This window comes from Paenibacillus sp. VCA1 (assembly GCF_031583795.1).
In the GTDB taxonomy this organism is placed as follows: domain Bacteria; phylum Bacillota; class Bacilli; order Paenibacillales; family Paenibacillaceae; genus Paenibacillus_AQ; species Paenibacillus_AQ albilobatus.
Map to the genome: position 1 here is coordinate 1 of NZ_JAVLSX010000028.1, position 19,911 is coordinate 19,911.

At 54.9% G+C, this 19,911-nt stretch carries 15 protein-coding genes and 1 riboswitch; of the genes, 5 read left to right on the forward strand and 10 right to left on the reverse strand.

What is annotated here, in order from left to right; all coding sequences use genetic code 11:
• The coding region (gene tnpA / locus RJP21_RS30685) for an IS200/IS605 family transposase (protein WP_310862568.1) at positions 1–332 on the reverse strand (332 nt) is incomplete at its 3' end.
• Between the two features lie 524 nt (positions 333–856).
• Between tnpA and RJP21_RS30690 the strand changes: the two genes are divergently transcribed.
• Positions 857–1,744: an aminoglycoside 6-adenylyltransferase gene (locus tag RJP21_RS30690; RefSeq protein WP_310862569.1), complete on the forward strand. Its 888-nt coding sequence runs from the start codon at positions 857–859 to the stop codon at positions 1,742–1,744.
• A 90-nt stretch (positions 1,745–1,834) separates the two neighbouring features.
• On the opposite strand, the gene RJP21_RS30695 is transcribed toward RJP21_RS30690, so the two are convergent.
• The 9 genes from RJP21_RS30695 to RJP21_RS30735 all read right to left on the reverse strand — a co-directional run bounded on the left by RJP21_RS30695 (position 1,835) and on the right by RJP21_RS30735 (position 16,016).
• Positions 1,835–2,638, reverse strand: a complete 804-nt coding sequence (locus RJP21_RS30695) for an ABC transporter ATP-binding protein (protein ID WP_310862570.1) — start codon at positions 2,636–2,638, stop codon at positions 1,835–1,837.
• Positions 2,625–3,635, reverse strand: a complete 1,011-nt coding sequence (locus tag RJP21_RS30700) for an ABC transporter ATP-binding protein (protein ID WP_310862571.1) — start codon at positions 3,633–3,635, stop codon at positions 2,625–2,627. Before RJP21_RS30700 ends, RJP21_RS30695 begins: the two co-directional genes overlap by 14 nt.
• A gap of 5 nt (positions 3,636–3,640) precedes the next feature.
• Positions 3,641–4,477 carry an ABC transporter permease gene (locus tag RJP21_RS30705; RefSeq protein ID WP_160043715.1) on the reverse strand — a complete coding sequence of 279 codons (837 nt, stop codon included), beginning with the start codon at positions 4,475–4,477 and terminating at the stop codon, positions 3,641–3,643.
• Positions 4,478–4,479: 2 nt separating this feature from the next.
• Positions 4,480–5,490, reverse strand: a complete 1,011-nt coding sequence (locus tag RJP21_RS30710) for an ABC transporter permease (RefSeq protein WP_160043714.1) — start codon at positions 5,488–5,490, stop codon at positions 4,480–4,482.
• 155 nt (positions 5,491–5,645) lie between these two features.
• A complete protein-coding gene (locus RJP21_RS30715) occupies positions 5,646–7,490 on the reverse strand; it encodes an ABC transporter substrate-binding protein (protein ID WP_310862572.1) in 1,845 nt (614 codons plus the stop codon).
• A 262-nt stretch (positions 7,491–7,752) separates the two neighbouring features.
• Positions 7,753–8,715 carry a DMT family transporter gene (locus RJP21_RS30720; protein WP_310862573.1) on the reverse strand — a complete coding sequence of 321 codons (963 nt, stop codon included), beginning with the start codon at positions 8,713–8,715 and terminating at the stop codon, positions 7,753–7,755.
• Positions 8,716–8,850: 135 nt separating this feature from the next.
• A riboswitch (FMN riboswitch) is annotated at positions 8,851–9,014 on the reverse strand.
• Between the two features lie 170 nt (positions 9,015–9,184).
• A complete protein-coding gene (locus RJP21_RS30725; RefSeq protein ID WP_310862574.1) occupies positions 9,185–10,204 on the reverse strand; it encodes an S-layer homology domain-containing protein in 1,020 nt (339 codons plus the stop codon).
• Positions 10,205–10,292: 88 nt separating this feature from the next.
• Positions 10,293–13,676 (reverse strand): DUF6359 domain-containing protein, encoded by a 3,384-nt coding sequence (locus RJP21_RS30730; protein WP_397386309.1) that lies wholly within the window; start codon positions 13,674–13,676, stop codon positions 10,293–10,295.
• A 300-nt stretch (positions 13,677–13,976) separates the two neighbouring features.
• The gene (locus RJP21_RS30735; RefSeq protein WP_310862575.1) at positions 13,977–16,016 is read right to left on the reverse strand and encodes a bifunctional 2',3'-cyclic-nucleotide 2'-phosphodiesterase/3'-nucleotidase; all 2,040 of its coding nucleotides are present in this window, start codon (positions 16,014–16,016) and stop codon (positions 13,977–13,979) included.
• 277 nt (positions 16,017–16,293) lie between these two features.
• Between RJP21_RS30735 and RJP21_RS30740 the strand changes: the two genes are divergently transcribed.
• The 4 genes from RJP21_RS30740 to phnE (RJP21_RS30755) all read left to right on the forward strand — a co-directional run bounded on the left by RJP21_RS30740 (position 16,294) and on the right by phnE (RJP21_RS30755) (position 19,786).
• Positions 16,294–17,259, forward strand: coding sequence for a phosphate/phosphite/phosphonate ABC transporter substrate-binding protein (locus tag RJP21_RS30740; protein WP_160043708.1), 966 nt, complete (start codon positions 16,294–16,296; stop codon positions 17,257–17,259).
• 132 nt (positions 17,260–17,391) lie between these two features.
• Positions 17,392–18,162: a phosphonate ABC transporter ATP-binding protein gene (phnC, locus tag RJP21_RS30745; protein ID WP_160043707.1), complete on the forward strand. Its 771-nt coding sequence runs from the start codon at positions 17,392–17,394 to the stop codon at positions 18,160–18,162.
• Positions 18,159–18,971, forward strand: a complete 813-nt coding sequence (phnE, locus tag RJP21_RS30750; RefSeq protein WP_310862576.1) for a phosphonate ABC transporter, permease protein PhnE — start codon at positions 18,159–18,161, stop codon at positions 18,969–18,971. Before phnC ends, phnE (RJP21_RS30750) begins: the two co-directional genes overlap by 4 nt.
• Positions 18,968–19,786, forward strand: coding sequence for a phosphonate ABC transporter, permease protein PhnE (gene phnE / locus RJP21_RS30755; RefSeq protein ID WP_310862577.1), 819 nt, complete (start codon positions 18,968–18,970; stop codon positions 19,784–19,786). The genes phnE (RJP21_RS30750) and phnE (RJP21_RS30755) overlap by 4 nt, the downstream gene beginning before the upstream one ends.
• The last annotated feature ends 125 nt before the right edge of the window (positions 19,787–19,911 follow it).

Consider the following 19,911-nt stretch of genomic DNA (forward strand, 5'->3'; position numbering starts at 1 on the left):
CTCACGAAAAAAGAACGTGTCCACAGACTAGGCAAATGAGCAAGATGCTCAAACTCCTGCCTTAATATTCGAGAGGTCACTCCTTTCACTTTTGCCATAACATCTGATGGAGAATCGGTGGGAAGACAGTTCAGGAACAGATGGACATGATCGGGCATAACTTCCATCGCCACAATAATCCAGTTATTCTGATGGCATATTTCAGCTAATAGCTCCTTGAATCGAATTTCCACTTGATTTACTAACACTTTTCTTCGATAACGTGGGCAGAAAACAAAATGATAATTAATGAGAGATACGGTTGTAGCTGTACGTCTATATTCTTGTCCCATAAAACAATGGTATCAGTTTAATCATACAGCTACAACAATTAAAACAAAAAGAAAAGCACACACGCACACGTGCTATGTGTTTGCCCTTCCCATCCCATGAAGGGATGTTCTGGCAAAGCCGTCTTTCATCCAACGCTTAAAACCGTGGGCTTTCAGTCGGCAATTACTGTAATGTGACTTTCAGCGAGTAAACTCTATCTCTATCAATTAAACAGGCGGCTGATTAACGGGTCTGTCATACGATTTGCTACTATGGAAATCCCATTTTCCGGTTGGGAGCTTCATTTTTATGGTAGAATGTTAGTAATTTACGATCATTGAGGGCACGCAGCCCGTCATTATCCATGCATCTAAGTTCAACCGATGATTTACTCACCACGATAAGGAGGACGATCATCATGAAAAAGCTGCTTGACAACTTGTAACGTGAACTTGTCGTCCGCCGGATCATCCGGATTCGCGGACCGCCTTCGTGTGAGCATGACCCGCACCAAATGAACAATAGACAAGGAGGCTGTACCCGGATGAGAACCGAACGAGAAATGTTGGATTTGATATTGAATGTAGCCAAAAGCGACGAGCGCATCCGCGCGGTTGGAATGAACGGTTCGCGCACCAACCCGAATGCACCGAGAGATATTTTTCAGGATTATGACATTGTGTTTGTGGTGACCGACATCGAGTCTTTTATCCAGGATCCGGAATGGATCAGCGTCTTTGGTGACCGGATCATCATGCAAAAGCCGGAAGAGATGAAGCTCATCCCTCCGTCGATGGATGGAAATTATGCGTACCTGATGCTGTTCACGGACGGCAACCGTATTGACCTCACGCTTTGCCCGATCGAGAAAAAGGACCACTGGAACGGCGGTGACCGGCTGGCCGTGGTGCTGCTTGACAAAGACCGCAGTCTTCCCCGGTTAGCGGAGCCGACGGATGAGGAGTATCGGGTACGGCAGCCGACAGCAAAGCTATATGCCGACTGCTGCAACGAATTTTGGTGGGTGTCGACTTATGTGACCAAAGGCTTATGGAGAAAGGAAATATTGTATGCGCTGGATCATCTGAACATCATCCGGGGGATGCTGGTCAAGATGCTCGAATGGCAGGCCGGCATCCTTACCGGATTCTCGGTAAGCACAGGCAAAAACGGGAAGTATTTAAAAGCTTATCTCCCGGAATCAAGCTGGGATCAACTCCTTGGCACCTACCCGAAAGGCAGCTATGAAGATGGCTGGCGCGCGCTGTTTGTCATGACGGACTTGTTCCGCAGCACGGCGCGGGAAGTGGCGTCGAAGCTTGGTTTTGCCTATCCCGCTGAAGACGACCGACGGGTGACGGCTTACTTGGAGCGCGTTCAGTCATTGGAGGCGGGGGCTTCCGAAATTTTCGGATCTGATTTTACTATTTAAACTGGGTTTGTCCTAGCCTCAGCAATAAGGGATGGAGCACGGAAATTTCCGGGCGTCCATCCCTTTTTCTAGTTTGGACCCTGCTCTCTCCTACGACCCTAAATCCCAAGCCGAACGGATTTTGGGCACGTCGTTGATGAGCTGGCGCGTGTAAGGATGCTGCGGATTGAGGATCATGTCCTCGGCCGGGCCGCTTTCGACGATTTTTCCTTTTTCCATAATATAAATCGTATCGCTCACATAATAAGCCAGCCCTACGTCATGCGTAATGAAGATGATCGTCATTTCGTTTTCGTCCCGCAGCTTCAGCAGCATATCGAGAATCGTCGACCGGGAACAGGCGTCCACCATGGACGTCGGCTCGTCGGCGATCAGCACCTTCGGGTGCAGCATGAAAATCCGGGCGATCATCAGCCGCTGCATCTGGCCGCCGGACAACTCAAACGGGTATTTGTTGTGCAGCTCCTCGAATTTGAGATTGACGAAGGAGCACGCTTCCCGCATTTTTTGATATTGATCTTCCTTGGAGAGCTTCAGCCCCTGCAGCTTGATGCAATCGAGCAGCAATTTTTCCACCCGGTAAAACAGATTAAACGACGAAAACGGATCCTGAAAAATCGCCTGGATATCTTTCCAGTACCGCTTCCGGTCGGCATGGGATTTCAAACGGCGGGGCTGCCCCTTATATTCGATGGACCCGGAGGACTCTTTCAGCAGACCCATGATCATTTTGGCCAGCGTCGTTTTGCCGCTCCCGCTTTCGCCCACGATCGAAATGATTTCCCCTTTATGAAAATCGAAATCCACCGCATCGACGGCGGTCGTCTTTTGGCTTCCGTATCCGAATACCTTCGTCAGTCCCTTGCCGCGGATCAACAGGTCACGACTGCTCATGCGCATACCACTCCTTCAGCGTTTCCGTATCAAAATGGCAGCGGTACAGGTTGCTTCCGTTCGTGCGTATCGGCACTTTGCCGGTTTTGCATACATCCTGCGCGTAGGAGCAGCGCTCCGCAAACCGGCAGCCGGGCGGCACCTGCTTCAAATTCGGAGGGGCGCCGGGAATCGCGGCCAGCTTCTGCCCTTTCATGCCTTCCTCGGGAACGAGGATGGACCCCATCAATTTTTTCGTGTACGGGTGGACCGGATCGAAAATCATTTGCTCCGCCATGCCCCGCTCAACGATTTCGCCCGCGTACATGACCATGATATCGTCCGTAACGTGGTACAACAGCGGCAGCTCATGAGTAATAAAAACGAGCGACCGGATATATTTTTTGTCCAGCAAATCCTTCAGAAGCTTGATGACCGCTTTTTGCGAGGTGACGTCCAGCGCCGAGGTCGGTTCGTCGGCGATCAGCACCTTCGGGTTCAAAATGGTGGAGATGGCGATGACGGTCCGCTGCTTCATCCCGCCCGACAGCTCATTCGGATACGATTTCAGCACCTTTTCCGGCAGATTGAGCGTCTTGAAACGTTCCGCCGCCAGCTCCCATACCTGCTTTTTGGACAATTCGGGCCGGTGCTCTTTCATGATGTCCTCGATAAACCGGATAATCCGCAGCGTCGGATTGAGCGCATTCATCGCCGCCTGCGGGATGTACGCAATTTCGCGGCCGGACACCTTGGATCTTAGCTGCTCCTTGCTCAGCTTCATGATGTCGCTGCCGGAAATCCGGATGGAGCCGCTGCCGTAGTGCAAAGGCGGAAAATAAAAGCCCATAAGGCTGAGCGCGAGCGTCGATTTTCCGCAGCCCGACTCGCCCGCGATGCCCAGCGTTTTGCCTTCCTCCAGCTCGAAATCGACGCCGTCCACCGCAAACACCTTTTCCTTCAGGCGGGTTTTGTAATAGGTTTTCAGGCCGCTGACTTCCAAAATGTTCGTACTCATACGCCTTAACTCCTTATTTTCGGATTAAAAATTTCATCCATGCCCGTGTTCATCATATAAAGGGAGAACGTAATCAGCGCGATCGCAAAAGCGGCCGGAATAAACGCCCACCACGCCCCGGCCACCGGCGCCTCGAACACGAGCGCCCAGTTCATGATGATGCCAAGCGAAATGGTGTTGTACGGCCCCAGGCCGAGCATGGAGATCGACGCCTCCGACAAAATGCCCGACGCGGTTTGCAGCACAAACGCCATGACGACGTACGAAGCGATGTAGGGAAGAATTTCGAAGACGATGATTTTGGGCGTGCTGTGGCCGGATATTTTGGCGATATGGACATGATCCCTGTTCCGGAGCGACGTGGTTTGCGCTCTGACGGCCCTCGCGGTCCACGGCCAACTTGTGATGCCGATGATGATCGCCGTGACAAGCGAGCTGCGCGAATTGATGCTGACCGAAATGAGGATCAGGATTACAAAGGACGGAATGACGATAAAAATGTTCGTAAGAGCGGTCAAAATGTTATCGAGCATGCCGCCGATATAACCGGAGACCAAACCGATGACGAGGCCGATGATGGTGGCGAACACTCCGGCTATAAGGCCGACGCGGATGGAAGTCTGGATGCCGTACATCAGCTCCAGAAACAGATCGCGTCCGAAGTTGTCCGAACCGAGCCACAGGTTGGCGTCCGGAGGCTGGAAGGCGAGAGCAATCATCTCCAGCGGATCCTTGCGGTTGATTTGCGGGTAGATCAACACCAGCGCCAGCATAAGCAGAAACAACACGGCACCGATCATGAACTTCGGCGATTTGAAGAGAATAGCGAAGGAATTTTTCATTTTCACTCTTCCTCCATTTGCGCGGCTTTAATTCTCGGATCGATCAGGCCGTAAATCATATCGATCGTAAAATTGGCCAGAAGCACGGTGACGGCAATCAGCAGCGTGCAGCCGGAGATGAGCGGATAATCCAGCTGGCGGATGGCCGTGAACATCCATGTGCCAAGCCCCGGATAGCTAAAGACGATTTCGCAGATCAGCGAACCGCCGACCATCGTCCCGATCGACAGAGCCAGTCCCGTAATTTGCGGAAGCATGGCGTTGCGGAACACGTACCTGGCGATTTTCGAATCCCGGATGCCCAGCAGCTTTGCGTACAGCACGTAGTCGGCATTCAGCTCGTAAATGGACATTTCGCGCATCCCGATCGCCTGCCCGCCGATCGTCACGAGCACGATGGACAGAAAAGGAAGCGTATGATGCCGCAGCACCGAGCCGATGAATTCGAAGCTGAGGCTGGGCACCATCTGAAAATCATACCCGCCGGACAGCGGAAACCATCCCAGGGTCAACGCGAACAAATACAGCATGATAATGGCGAGCGTAAAAAAAGGAATCGAATTGATAAACAACGCCACCGGAAAAATCGCTTTGTCGAAGACGCCTTTTTTGTAAGCCGCCACCGCTCCGAGGATGTTGCCAAGGATCCACCCGACCAAAATGGCGGGCAGCTGCAGTCCGATCGTCCAAGGCACGGCGGAAGCCAAAATATCGGTCACCTTCTTCGGATACAGTCCGAAGGAAGTTCCCAGGTCGCCGGTAAACAATTTTTTGACGTAAATGAGAAATTGCATCCAAATTGGCTTGTCAATGCCGAATTCGACCATAAACGTCTCATAGACGCGTTTGATCGTGTCGCTGTCCGTCATGCCCTGCGATATTTTCGAGACGATGATGCTGACCGGGTTGCCCTCGATCATCCGCGGCAGGAAAAAGTTCAGCGCAATGGCGATCGCAAGCGTCAGCACGTACCAAAACAGCTTTTTCACGAAATATTTCGAATAGGCGTTCACGAAGCTCCCCCCTTCGGGCTTGTGCAGCGGTATGGAAAAAGATGCGCCGGTGAAAGAGAGCCTGCATCAAGGCAGCCGGAAGGCCGGCCTGGTGCAGGCTGCATGAATGGCTCGGGTTATGCCGAACATCCTTTGAATCAGAACTTAAGAGATCCTCAGTTATGAATCTGGTACAGTGCCCGGATGCCGGCACCGTCTATGGCGATTTGCGGCGGAATGTTGCTTCCGTCCCCTTCGGCCGGGAAGCCCTTCCATACGGACTCGTTGACGGTATGGAATACCCATGGGCGGTACATCAGCGGCACGGAAGGAATATCCGTCAGCCAAATTTTGGTCAGTTCGGTATATAGCGATTTTAGCTGAGCTTCGTCGGAGACGGTCGGGATTTGGTCAATGATTTGATCGGCTTTGTCGTTTTTGTAACGGCCCCAGTTCCAGAACGCCATTTCGCCTGCAGGAGCTACCCCTTTGGAATACATGATGTCATGCGCCCGGTTCCACGGTTGGCTCGGATTGACGCCGCCGGCAGGCGTGTTCATGATGATATCGAATTTGCCCGTCTGCAAATCGTTGGTCCATACCGGAGCTTCAGGGAATTTGGTGCGGATTTCGATGCCGATCGCCTTGGCGCTTTGCGCGACGATTTCCAGCGCGGCATTCCAGTCGGACCAGCCGTACGGACACTCCACGTCATATGGACCGAGACGGGTGCCGTTCAGGACGCGGATGCCGTCCTTGCCTTTTTTCGCCCCGATTTTGTCGAGCAGCTCGTTGGCCGCCTTCACGTCCGTCGTCCACTGCAGCGATTTGATCGCGTCTTTATCCACGTATTTGGATTCCGCGTCGGTATTCAGCGTCAAGGAAGGTTCCATTGCCGCGGAATAACCGCTCATCGCGAGATCCGATATTTTTTTGTAATCGATGGCCATCGCGATCGCGCGGCGGACGTCGGCGTCGTCGAGCCCTTTTTTCGACATGTTGAAGAAGATGGACGGCATGGAACCCGGCACGTAATACGGAGCGTCCTTCAGGTACGTTTTGATCGGCGCGCCGTTTTTCCACATGTTCCATACTTGCGGAATGAACTGCTGCGATACGTCCACCTGCCCGCTTTTGAACGCCAGATCGCCGGCCGCGTTGTCCTTGTAAATTACGTGCGTGATGTATTTGGGAGCAGGCAGCTTGCCGAACAGCGATTTGCCCCAATAATTGTCGTCCCGTACCACCGTAATTTTTTGATCGTTGTAGAAATACAGTTTGTACGGCCCCGTGCCGACCGGATTGTCATTAACTTCTTTGCGGATCGTGGGTAGGTCGTTGCCTGCCTTCTTTTCGATCTCTTCCCAAATATGCTTCGGCATCATCGGGATCAGCTCGATGCTGTCCAGCACCCTCAGCTTATTCGGATTATCCTTGTTAAGTTTGATGTTGACGGCATTTGCGCCGTCCGCGGCGACTTCCGAAATATTCGTCCAGTAGCTGCTCCAGTTGATGTCGTATTTTTTGCCGAGCTCGTAGGTATATACGACATCCTCCGATGTAAACGGCTGGCCGTCGCTCCACTTGGCGTCCTTGTTCAGATCGATATGCAGCGTGTCGTCTTTCCATTCGTATTTCGTCCCAAGCAGCGGCTCAAGCGCGCCGTCGAGCTCGTTGATCATGAACAGCGTTTCGTACACGAGTTCGCGGGAGTTGCCGTAATTGATCGGAAAAGCCGGATTGCCGCTCAGCAGGTTGAAGTTTGTCGGCGCTCCCCACTGCAGGCCGTTGATGTACAGCGTTTCGTTTCGCGGCGTTTCTTTGGCGTCGCCCTTGGAGGTTTCGGTCGCGGGTTCTTTGGAAGGCTCCGTCTGATTGTTCGAAGGCGCGGGTGTTTTGTTTTCCTCCTGCGTTTTCGGCGTTTCCGAAGCCGACGGCGGCTGCACGGTTTGGCAGCCTGCGATGAGAACCGCCGCCATAAAAAGTGCGATCAGCGGTTTGGAAGCGAATTTCAGCCTCATGAACATTCCTCCATTCATCACATTCACACCTTGGATCTTGAATCTTGAATTGCACCGACCGTTTCTAAAACGTATTCTGCAAGCGCTTACTTATAAAAATGTATGTCGAACCGTTCAAATCATGACTGAAATCTTTGGACCCTAAAAGTCCTTTCAACGCGCAAAAAAGGCCGCTTTCGCGGGCGGACAAACCGCCCCGGAAGCAGCCTTTTAAGGCAACAGCTTTGGATTATTTTATAGGGAAGGCCACCAGAAAATACGTTTACGCTTCTTTTGCACTTCTGCGGGATATGATAAACAGGACCGCCCAAATCAGAATAAAGCCGCAAATTTGGTGGAATTTTACGATCTCATGAAACGCAATCCAGTTGATGAGCACGCCCACCATCGGGAAGCTCAGCTCCGCAAGGGTAGCTACCGAAGCTTTTGTCGTTGTGAGGCCTTTATAATAGACCATCAGGCTGAACAAACCGGGCAGCAGCGCCTGGCCGAGCAGATTGATCGAAACGGCGGCGAATGTACCTGCGCCGGAAGGAACATGCCAAGGATCCCCTTGATTGATCGTGATGACGATCAGAAGCGGCAGCGCCAAAATGAAGCGAAGCGAAGTGACGGTTTCGTACTCCATTTTGCCGACCATCAAACGTCCCATAACGGTCGATCCGCCCCACAACGCCGCCGCGCCGAGGGAAAGCAGGCTCCCTACTTTGACGAAATCGTTGACATGGCCGAATGGGAACGTAAACCCGAAAGTGAGCAGGTAGGTGCCTGCCAGCGCCATGATCAGCAGCCAGCCGAACTGCTTCGGCAGCTTTTCCTTCAACAGCACGCGCGCCATAAGGATGGCGAAAATCGGCTGCAGCTTCTGCAGCAGCAATACCGCGTTCAAATTGCCGTGGGTCAGCCCCAGCGTAAACAAAATGGTCGCAATGGCCGAACCGCCCCAGGACAGGAACAGCAGCGCGCCGATATGCCGCAGCTTGAGCCCTTTCAATTCCGAGCGGTGTTTCCATAACATCGGCGCCACAAACAGCGCGATGATGATATGTTCGAGCAAAACGATCTGCGTCGGCGTGATCTGCTCGCGAAGCAAAATGATCCGGAAGAGCGGGTCCGCTCCCCACAACGCCGCCCCGAGCACGACCAGCCAAAAGCCGGTTTTCGGACGGACCGCCTGCTTGCGCATGGCAGAATTTAGCTTGAACTTGTTGCTTACGTTTTCCATATTCCTAATCCCCTTGCCTGAATACGGAGTCAACATTGGAAAACCCCCGCATATCGACCGAAATCGACAAAACGGGGGCTGATCAAATAAGCCTGCCGAAATGTAACGAAAAAACATTCCGCGCAAACCTGCTCTATTGATCTTCTCCCATCCGGACTTTACCGTCGGCCCTGGAATCCCACCAGGTCAGTCGCTGCCTTTCAAAACGGTCGAAAAGCAGGAGTCGCGGGCTTGACGTCGCTTTGGTACAAAGGACGTTCACCGCCGGTCAGGAATTTCACCTTACCCCGAAGATCCATATTCATATTTTTAGTATTGGTTTGAGTTCGTTCATACCATGATACTGCGTCATCGTATGAAAAAGCAACCCGAATGGTTACTTACATAAGTATAGCACATATCTTCGCTTTAGCGGAAGCTTCTTTTGATAAAGAATTTTTTCCATTCAATCGATATTTTCAATAACGCCTTATTTCTGCTGCAGCAATGCCAAAATCACCACCACCGCTTCGGCGCGGGTCGCATGCGCACGGGGCGCGAATTGTCCGCCGCTTCTTCCGTTCATGATGCCTCTCTGCGCGGCGGTCTCGGCGTAGGGCTTGGCCCAGGCGGGGATCTGTCCGCTGTCGGCAAAGGCGGCCGGCTTTCCGCCTCCGGCCGGTTCGGCCGAAGGCAGCGAACGAACGGCCATGGCGGCCATCTCCGCCCGCGTAATCTTTTTGGCCGGCCCGAACGATCCGTCGCCGTAACCGTTCATGATGCCCCGGCCTACCGCCTCTTCCACGGAAGGCAGCCCCCAAGCGGGAATCTGCTTCGCATCCGTAAATGTCACGGGCTGTCTGCCGCCGTCCGCTCCCAGGGCGCGGATCAACATGGCCGCAAACTCGATCCGCGTCACTTCCTTGTCCGGCAAAAACGTTCCGTTCGCGTAACCCGTGACCCAGCCTTGCTGCACAGCCTGTTCAATGGCCGTCTTCGCCCAATGCCCGCCGATATCTTTGAGGGCGACCTGCCCGGAGGGGGCCTCATCTTTAACCGAAATGGCGGCTTGGATGGCCGTGCCGGCGGCGTTCAGCTTGGAATCGACCAGTTTGACGTCATGCAGCGAAATGGCGGCGCTGCCCTTTTGCAGCCTTGCAAATTTGACGGCGGCCAGCTGGAGCGTGCCGTTGTCTCCGGCAATGCCGCCCACCTTGGTATGCGCGATCCGGACATTTCCGTTTTGGACGATCGGATCGACGGAGAAACCGTTTTTGCTTAAGATGGCGCTTTTATATGCGAGCTTCTGCGTGTCGTATTTTAACGTGAAATCATAGGCGTACAGGTCTTTGAGATGCTCCCCCGTCACAACGACGGTGATTTCGTTTCCATTGGACGTTGATTTTAAAGAGACCGAAGGAGCGGCCTCGTCCGCCGACGCCGGCGTTTGTGCCGCAAACCAACCGAAGACGAGCACGATTCCGAGAACGGAGGCTAATTGTTTCAGCAATGGGCTTCATCCTTTCAGACTGCAAATCGCAGGAAACGGCTCACGGCCGCCCCCTGCGATTTGCTTTTGATTCATCGTTCGTTTGCGTTTATTTGCCGTACCAGTCTCCGATAATCATTTGGGCGACGCCGGCCAGCGCGCGGATCGTGATTTCCCCTTCGTTGAAAAGGTCGGCGGACGCCACGCGGTTCCAGTTGCCGTCCGTCGATTTGATGCCGAAATATTTGGCCATAATCGACAGGTCCTGCACCGTAATTTTGCCTGTTCCCGGCACCAGCGTGATCAGCTTGGTTTTGAAGACCGCCACGGCATTGCCGAGCGCCGCCGTCGCTGCGTCAACCTGTGCCTGGGAAACTCCGGAGCTGTTTTTCACCGAAACGGCGGATTGTATCGCGGTTTGAAGCGCCGACTTGGCCGCGGACGGATATTGTCCGACCTTTTCGCCTGCGACGGCACGGTCATACACGTTCTGAGCGGAAGCGATCGCCGCGTTTAAGGCCGATTTGTCCGCAGGAACGGACGGCACCGGAATTACCGCGTTTTTGAAAGCATTGACGGCGCTTGTCAAAGCGGCCAATGCCGCATTGATTTGCTCTTGGCTGGCCGATGCATTATTGTAAACGGCGTTGGCCGCTTGAATGGCCGCGAGCAGGTCGGATTTGGCAGAAGGCGGGTATTGCCCCGGCTCGGTTCCCGTTACGGCTTGATCCGCAAGTTTTTGCGCATCCTGGATGGCCGCATAAAGCGCGCTGCGATCGGCCGTTGCCACTTGGATATGAACGGCCGCGTCGCCCGTGTCGATGTCCTGCAAAGCGCCGTCCGAAGAAGCCGTGAACGCGATCAGCGACAGATCCGCGCTGCCCGACGCATCCTCCCTCAGCTTGCCGTGCAGCTTAAACAGCTCGCCGTCGTCTTTAACGGCATGCGCTTCGCCGGTGGTTGCCAGCAGCAGCCGAATTTGTCCCGCTTCAGGCTTGATGCCCGCAGCCAGCAGACTTAAGCCTTCCCTGGAAGGGGTGACGGCTCCTTCAGCGAGAACGGAATTGCCTTCCTGGTCGGTTTGCGTTTGAAACGTCATTTTGGACGGATCAAATTGGATCGTGACGTCCATGGCGGTAAAAGAATACGTCAGTTGACCGACGCCAACCGCCACCTCGACCGGGGATCCGGCATAAGCCGATGCCGGGCCCGTCATCGTTGCCGTATTGCCTTTGGCCGGGCCGACTCCCGCCGGCCGGATATCTTCCAGTTTCAGCAGCTTCAGCTGGTAATTGTTTTTGAAGATGGACGAAATGCCGGTGATGTCGACATTCATCCCTTCCGGAAACGACTGCTTCAGCAGATCCGCATTGATCCCCGTGCGGCTGTCCACGCGCACGCGGTTGGTCACGCTCCCGTTCACCAGATCGAATTCCAGCGAACCGGTTACCGTTGCGTAATTCCGTATGGTCGCGTTTTTCAGGGTAATAAGCCGGCCCTGATTGCCCTCATTCACCGCGTCCTGAACGATAGGCGTCGGCGCGGGAATGCCTGCCTGGTCGTCCAACTTGGCGACTTGAACCTCGTTCATCAGCTCTGCTTCGGAGTTATAGATCGTTTTCTGAGCCGTAATTTTAATTTTGTCGCCAATATGATATCCCGTTGCTTTGCTTGGATAGACGTAAATGCCTGCGGTTCCGTCCTGCAGATAAAAACCCGATCCCCCGAACATGCCCGGTTCGGACGTAATGACCCCTTGCACCGTCACGTAGCTGTTGTCCGCGGCGGTTCTTGCGGCGGCGATCGTGGTCAAATCGGGAATCGTCACGACCGGTCCGCTTCCGCTTGAACCGTAGGAGCCGGGTTTGTATGTGGTAGGATCATACCATTTATAACCTGCCGCCGGGGTGTTCCAAGGCTCCGTGCCGGGAATTTCGGCCGAAGTCGCCGGTTCTTCGAGCGCCCCGAGCAGCGGCGTCGGCTCGTCCAGCGTAATCCCTTGGTTTTCGAACGTTTCATAATCCTCGTGAACGGCCAGCCATTTGACGGTTTGAACGAGGAACACGGCGTCCTGGGCTTCGCCTTTGAAGCCGTCATAAGTCGTTTTTTTGCCCCCGTTATCTTCGCGGACGTATTTCGGGCTCGCATCCTCCACCGGCGAGGAGTCGCCGATAAACGCCGCTTTGCCTTTTTCCAGCTTGGCGATGGCCGCGAACGGTCCTTCGGCTTTGCCGCCGTTTTTGTACACGCCACCGGTCGGGAAGTTTTTCTTGTCGCTGTTTTCAACCGCGTTGTTCCAGCCGGGCACGTTTTGAGGCAGGTATACGACCCCCTTGACGCGCTTCGGATCAAGAATCGCAAGCGTCGAGCCGCTGTGCATTTCGACGTCGTTGACGCCCGCCGTGATGCCGAAGGATTGGTCGTATTTGACCGCATCCGTCTTGGTCACGTCGCCGATCGAATTATAACGGAAACGGACGCCGAAATTTTGCCCCAGCCAATCCGTGCTTGTCACGTCCTTCATCGCGCCCGAAGCGGCTTCGGCGGAAGACATCCCTTTGGCCGGATCGCCGTAAGCGCCGCGCCGGTATCCGTTCATCACCTCGGAGGAATCCCAGCGGTTCAGGTTCCGGTCGGAATTGTAATGGTCGGAGATGAAGAAGATGCTTCCGCCATCCTTCACGTATTGCAGCATGGCGGCTTGTTCGGAAGTTTTAAAAGGAATGTTGGCCTCCCCGATGATAAACACGTCGTATTGCTTCAGTTTATTCAGCGTGATGGCCGGGCTGTCATAGGATTGCGCATTCATCGGAAGCGTTCTTTCGAGCGCATCCACCTGAAAATGCGCTTCCCTCAGGCCGTCCGCAAAATCGGAAAACGCTCCGTCGATAACCCAATCGGCAGCGCCTGCGGTCTGCCCGTGGGTTTGGTCGAACAGCACTTTTTTGCCGGTGCCGTCGGGAAGGGTCGTGGGCACGCCGATATTTTCGCTGCCGGGGTCGGAAGGATCCGGCGTTCCGCCGCCGTTGCCGGGATCCCCGCCGCCGGACTCGCCCGCTAAGGTCATGGCTGTCGGACTTTTTACGCCGGACATGCCGCTGTATGCCGTCAGCGTGCCGGTAACTTGAAGCTTTTTGCCTACGTTGCCCGGATTCGTTTTGAGTCCGATTTGCGGGCGGTAGCCCGCGGTAACCTGGACATCGATCAGCTTGTCCTTATTGGTTTCACCGGGAGAATCTGCGATAAGCACGTTCAAATCGTCCTGAAACCCCGAAAAAAGGAGCTTGGAATTGTACACCTCGCCGACGATATACCCTTCAACCGTGGCGGTTTCGCCGCTGTTGTTTTTGGCCAAGGCTTGCGCGACGGTAAGCGCCGGTGACGCCGCTTGCGCCGGCAGGCCGCCGAACAGGGCGGATAACATCAAAATCATTGCAAAAAACGCACCTGCAAGCTGCCTGCTGCGGAATCTCAAAGGACTGGCCGTTTTCATTCCTCTTCTACCTCCCCGATTTCTTATCAAAATCTTGATCCCCTTAAAGGTAGCACCCCTTTATTATTGCAATTTGCTTAATCTGTAAAATCTTATACCGCACTCATAAGATCGCCCCCAGCAGTTTGGTAGTAGGATTTTATAATAGAAAAGACGGGGGCATAAGCGGCTTAATCCTTATCTTTGCAAAAAAATACAGAGGTCTCGAGACATCCGGAACCTCTGCGTTTCGTAACGATTTGGGAAATGATCACTATTGCAAACATGAAAAGCGGCTAAAGCCTGTCGGTTTCTGCGAATTTATGGCGAAACATCCGTTCGTCCGGAAACGGCTGCAGCTTCAGCTGCCTCTCTGACGCCAAGGTCGATGCGGAAAATGCCGTAACCCCGCGCATCGGTCCGCCCCGTATACGAGATGCCCGGAACATCTCCGGTATATTTGGCCGCTTCCGGGGAGGCCGTGAAGGTGACGTTAACCGGTTTGGCGACGCGCGTGAAACTCCAGTTTTCCTCCGGTCTTGCCTTAAGCAAGCCTTGTTCCGCAATATAGTCGATCAGCGCCTGCCGGTTTTCGTCGGCGGAATCCAGCACGAGTTCGGCCTCGCGCAGCCCAGGCACAATGCCGCTCGAGACCCGGTAATTGCTCGTCACCACGATGAATTGCTGCTCCGGCTCCACCGGACGGCCTTCGTGCCGCAAATCCTCGATCCGGCCCGCGCTTGGGTCCAGCAGCATGCCGTCAAGGCCGTATTTTGCCGGCCGGGCGACGTTCACCCGATAGGCGACGCCGCCGATGACGTCAAAGTTGAAGGCGGGAAACGCCGGGTTCAGCAGCGGCTGCTCCCCGGCTTCGTCCGGATCGATCCGGTTATATATGCCGGCCGACATTTCAAGCCATTCCTTCAAGGCGGCTCCGCTTATTTTGACCGCTTTGATGGTATTTTCGAACAAATACAGCTCTGCGGCGCTGCGGATCGCAATCGGTCCGGCCGGGATCTCCGCGTAATCGTTTGGGCCGTTCCGCCCGGCTTTAAACGGCGACGAGGCCGAAAGCACGGGAAGATGCCGCAGATCCGGCGCGGACGAAGCGATCCGGCGGCGGGCATACGCTATTTGGGCATGATTCAGCAGTTGGATGGACGCATCCGCGTGCACGAGGGAAAAATAGGTATGCAAAGGCGTTTCCGTTCGTCCGATGGGAGCGTTGGCATAAGCCACCGTTTGTTGATGCGCTTGCCGCAAAAGCCCGACAATTTCGGAATCAGGCTCCGCAGGCCCGGTTCCTTCCGATCCGCCGCGAATCTCCCGGATCATCGATCTTCCATCCGCCGCCTGCCATCTTCCGTTCACGCGCCGCAGCGACAAGTCGATGATTCCAAGCATCGATCCGCCATAGCCGGCTTGGACCGCGGGCAATCCGTTGATGGTCCCCTCCTGCCAGTCGACGGCCGGCAGCGGCGTCCCGTCCGACCTTTTAAAGGTTGCATCCAGCGAAGCGAAATCCCTGGCCGGAAACGTCCGATGCGTATGGGAAAAGGCGATGGCATCGATCCCCGGAACCAGACTGAGGGGCAGCACCGCGTTTTCGGCGTCGTGATCCTTCAAGGACACGCCGGCGTCAAAACCGCTATGCGCAAGCGCCACAATGACGTCCGCCCCTTCCTCTTTCATTTGGGGAATCCACTCAAGCGCGGACAGAACCATGTCTTTTACCTGCACTTTCCCATCCAAATGCCCTTGATCCCAATCCGTAATTTGCGGCGGTACAAAACCGATGAAGCCGATGCGGATATCATGCGGTTGTCCCGTGCTGTCCAGACAGGTTTTCGTGACGATCGCGTACGGCCGGTAGCGGTTGACGGCAAACTTCCTTCCGGCCTCCGCTTCATGCACGTATATATTGGCGTTGACGTAAGGAAAAGCGGCGCCGGAGATAACTTGATCCAAGTAGTCCAGACCGTAATTGAATTCATGGTTGCCAAGCGTCGCCGCATCATACCCCATCGCGTTCATCACGCGGATCGCCGGGTGAAGCCAGCCTCCCGCCGCTTCGGGGCGATCGGGATCGACGCGCGCGGCAAACGTGCCAAGCGGCGTGCCTTGGATCAAATCCCCGTTGTCTACGAGCAGCGAGTTTTGAGCCTCCGCTCTTGCCTTTTTTATTAATGTTGCCGTCCGGACCAGTCCGACCGCAGCGTCTTTCCGGTCTCGGTAATAATCGTAGTCCATCAGACAAGCGTGCACATCCGTCGTGGACAAAATACGCAGCTTTAGGATCGCCTCGGCGTCCGGCCGCAGGCTGCCTTCTTTCGCATTCGGAATGCCATTCACGTTCACCACTCCTTTTCGATCCTCCATTCGATTTTGATTACGCCTATTATACCGCCCGGATATTAAGCCGGAGTAAAATCGGTTATTCCGGGTTTCTACCATATATAGGGGGAAAACATGCGGCAAGCCTGACGCCGAAACGGACATCAAAGGCCGCATATTTTACGCAATTTCAACAAAAGTCATCCTTTCCGTTAACCCTTGTTCGCCGCGCCTATGTTACGCTCAATCCTGTCAGCCGGCCCAGCCGGCCAGGATCATAGAAAAAATTCTGGAGGGGACCATCATGTTTAAAAAAGTACTTGCGATCGGCATGACGCTGGCGCTTGCAGCCAGCCTTGCCGCATGCGGCTCCAAAAGCGCCGGAAACGGCAGCGGGGACGCGGCGTCCGGCACCGCGGAAGCGGCATCTTCCGGCTACGTGCCGAAAGAGCTGAACGTTCAGTTCGTGCCGTCCCAAAATGCCGATACGCTCGAAGCCAAAACCAAACCGCTCGAAAAACTGCTCGGAGACAAGCTGGGCATTCCGGTTCATGTCACCGTATCGCCGGATTATAACACCATCGTCGAAGCGATGGCTTCCAAACAGGTCGACGTCGGTTTCCTGCCGCCGAACGCTTACGTGCTGGCCCATGACAACAAAAAAGCCGTCGACCTTCTGCTTCAAGCGCAGCGCTACGGCATCAAGGACGAAACCGGCGAAGACACAACCGAAAAAGTCGATTTCTATAAAGCGATGATCGTCGTGAAAAAAGATTCCCCGATCCAAAGCCTGAAAGACTTGAAAGGCAAAAAAATCGGTTGGCAGAACGTCACTTCCTCCGCAGGTTACGTTTTCCCGGCCGCCGAGCTGAAAAAAGAAGGCATCGATCCGGACAAGGACGTGCAAGGCGTAACGATCAAAGGGCATGACGCCGCCATCATGGCGCTGTTGAACGATCAGGTGGACGCCGTCGCCGTATTCCAGGATGCCCGCAATACGGTGAAAAAGGACGTTCCGGACGTATTCGAAAAAACCCGCGTCCTCCATTACACCGCCAAAATCCCGAACGACACCGTCAGCGTCCGCAGCGACATGGATCAAAGCTGGAGGGACAAAATCAGCCAAGCTTTCATCGATATCACCAAGGACGAGGAAGGCGCCAAAATCATCAAGGACATCTATACGCATGTAGGTTATGCTCCAGGCGACGACAAAAATTTCGATCCGGTCCGCGAATACGCAAAAGTCGTAGGACAGGAAATCAAGTAACGTAAAGTCCCGGCACATCCATACCTGTCTTTTGGGCAGCACCGTCCATGAAGTTTGTGGCGGTGTTGTTTCCCTTTGCAGACGCCCTAATCTATTTTCGCGTCCGAAACCATTACAGAAAGTTGGTTCGCCATGATCGAATTCGATAACGTAACGAAGGTCTATTCCAACGGAACGGTTGGGCTCCGCAATATCAACCTCACCATCCGCGAAGGAGAGCTTGTCGTCATCGTCGGCCTGTCAGGCGCTGGCAAATCCACCTTTTTGCGGAGCATCAACCGCCTGACGGATATTTCCTCGGGAGACATCCGGGTGAACGGCAAATCGGTGACCCGCGCCTCCGGCAGCCAGCTCCGCCACATCCGGCGCGACATCGGCATGATTTTCCAAAGCTTCAACCTGGTCAAACGTTCGACCGTCATCCGCAACGTGTTGTCCGGACGGGTCGGCTACCATTCCACGTTCCGCACCATGCTCGGCTGGTTTCCGAAACAGGACGTGGAGCTGTCCCTCGATGCGCTGCAGCGGGTCAATATCCGGGAAAAAGCATACGTGCGCTCCGATCAGCTGTCGGGCGGGCAGCAGCAGCGCGTCTCGATCGCGCGGGCGCTCGCGCAAGAAGCCCGGGTCATTTTGGCGGACGAACCCGTCGCTTCGCTTGACCCGCTGACCACGCGCCAGGTCATGGAAGACCTGAAGCGGATCAACCGGGACATGAACATCACCACGGTCATCAACCTGCACTTTATCGACCTCGCCCGGGAATACGCGACGCGGATCATCGGCCTTCGCGCCGGAGAAGTGGTGTTCGACGGGACGCCGGAAGAAGCGACCGACGAAGCCTTTGCCGAAATTTACGGCCGTCCCGTGCAGCAGGATGAGCTGTTGGGAGGTGCGTCATGAAGACGCCCGCGCCCCCGGCTTCACTCCGGCCGGCCGCTCCCGACATGCTGCCGCCGCGCAAATATAAACAGATCGCCGGTTGGATCGTCCTTATCGCCGTGCTTGTCGCCTGTTCGATCCGGACGGACGTTACCCCGTATCAGCTGATCGTAGGTTTGCCGCAGATGGGGAGCCTGCTGCAAGAAATGTTCCCCCCGGATTGGAGCTACCTGCCCACGATCTGGGGGCCGATGATGGAAACGGTTCAGGTCGCCATTCTCGGCACGACGCTCGGCGGGCTGCTCGCCGTTCCGGCAGCGCTGCTCTGCGCATCCAATTTGCGCATCAGCCGATTCGTCTCGGTTCCGGCGCGCATGCTGCTGAACCTGGTCCGAACCATTCCCGACCTGCTGTTCGCCGCCATTTTCGTAGCGGTGTTCGGCATCGGGCCGTTTGCCGGCATGCTGGCGCTCGTGTTTTTTTCGTTCGGGATCATCGCCAAGCTCACCTTCGAAGCGATCGAAGCCATCGACCCCGGACCGCTTGAAGCGATGTCCGCCGTAGGCGCAAACCGGCTGCAGATCATCATGTACGCCGTCGTTCCGCAGGCGCTGCCTTATTTCATGTCTTATTTGCTTTATACCTTTGAAGTCAACGTGCGGGCGGCAGCCGTCCTCGGGCTCGTCGGGGCCGGGGGGATCGGCCTGCTGCTCGACCGTTCGCTCGGTTTGTTCCGTTACGACCGGGCCGCGGTCATCATTTTGCTGACGCTTGCGATCGTGCTGGTTATCGATTACGCCAGTACGATCATCCGGAGGAAACTGCTATGAAAAAAACGAATTCCGCCTTGCCCGAACAAACATCCGGTTCCGCTTTTGGCTCCCGGATCCGTTTTGCGGTGATCGCCCTGATCGTTATCGCCGTTTACTATTGGTCCGTCCAGGGAGTGCATTTTGAAGGGATACAAAGTACGGCCGGGACCGTATCCAAATCCATTTTGCAAGGATTTTTGCACCCGGACTGGTCTTTCGTCTACATCCCGGAAGGCGAGGATTTGCTGCGGGGGCTGCTCGACACGCTGGTCATTTCCATTCTCGGCACGGTCGTCGCCGCCGTGGTCTGCATTCCGTTTGCCTTCTGGGCTTCTTCGAACATGAGCCGGAGGCTCGCCGTATCCGGCAGCGGCAAAATCGTGCTGAGCATCATCCGCGTGTTTCCGGAGATCATCGTTGCGATTCTGTTTATCAAGGCGGTAGGCCCCGGATCTTTTGCAGGCGTCCTTGCGCTTGGCATTCATTCGGTCGGCATGCTCGGCAAGCTGTACTCGGAAACGATCGAAAACATCGACCGCGGGCCGCAAGAGGCATTAATCGCCTCGGGCGCGAACCGGCTGCAGGTGCTGCGTTACGCGGTCCTGCCGCAGGTTATTCCGCAGTTTCTTTCTTATTCGCTATACCGGTTCGAGATCAACGTCCGCTCCGCCACGACGCTTGGCTTGGTCGGCGCAGGCGGCATCGGAACGCCGCTCATTTTTGCGCTTCAGGTGCGGAACTGGAACCGGGTCGGCATCATTTTGCTCGGCATCATCGTGCTCATCGTTTTGACGGATCAGATTTCGGGCTGGATACGAAAAAGGATCATTTAGAAAGAAAAACGTATATCGACGTACTTTCACAGAAAACAGACCGCACTTAGCGGAAATTTTCCTTGAGATATAAGGAAGGCATCGCTTCGAAACGTATTCGTTCTTATATCTTCAAAAAAGACCAA

Coding starts and splice junctions, on each gene's coding strand:
- RJP21_RS30690 (WP_310862569.1), top strand. CDS start 857: ATGAGAACCGAACGAGAAATGTTGGATTTGATATTGAATGTAGCCAAA.
- RJP21_RS30695 (WP_310862570.1), bottom strand. CDS start 2,638: ATGAGCAGTCGTGACCTGTTGATCCGCGGCAAGGGACTGACGAAGGTA.
- RJP21_RS30700 (WP_310862571.1), bottom strand. CDS start 3,635: ATGAGTACGAACATTTTGGAAGTCAGCGGCCTGAAAACCTATTACAAA.
- RJP21_RS30705 (WP_160043715.1), bottom strand. CDS start 4,477: ATGAAAAATTCCTTCGCTATTCTCTTCAAATCGCCGAAGTTCATGATC.
- RJP21_RS30715 (WP_310862572.1), bottom strand. CDS start 7,490: ATGAGGCTGAAATTCGCTTCCAAACCGCTGATCGCACTTTTTATGGCG.
- RJP21_RS30720 (WP_310862573.1), bottom strand. CDS start 8,715: ATGGAAAACGTAAGCAACAAGTTCAAGCTAAATTCTGCCATGCGCAAG.
- RJP21_RS30730 (WP_397386309.1), bottom strand. CDS start 13,676: ATGAAAACGGCCAGTCCTTTGAGATTCCGCAGCAGGCAGCTTGCAGGT.
- RJP21_RS30740 (WP_160043708.1), top strand. CDS start 16,294: ATGTTTAAAAAAGTACTTGCGATCGGCATGACGCTGGCGCTTGCAGCC.
- phnC (WP_160043707.1), top strand. CDS start 17,392: ATGATCGAATTCGATAACGTAACGAAGGTCTATTCCAACGGAACGGTT.
- phnE (WP_310862576.1), top strand. CDS start 18,159: ATGAAGACGCCCGCGCCCCCGGCTTCACTCCGGCCGGCCGCTCCCGAC.
- phnE (WP_310862577.1), top strand. CDS start 18,968: ATGAAAAAAACGAATTCCGCCTTGCCCGAACAAACATCCGGTTCCGCT.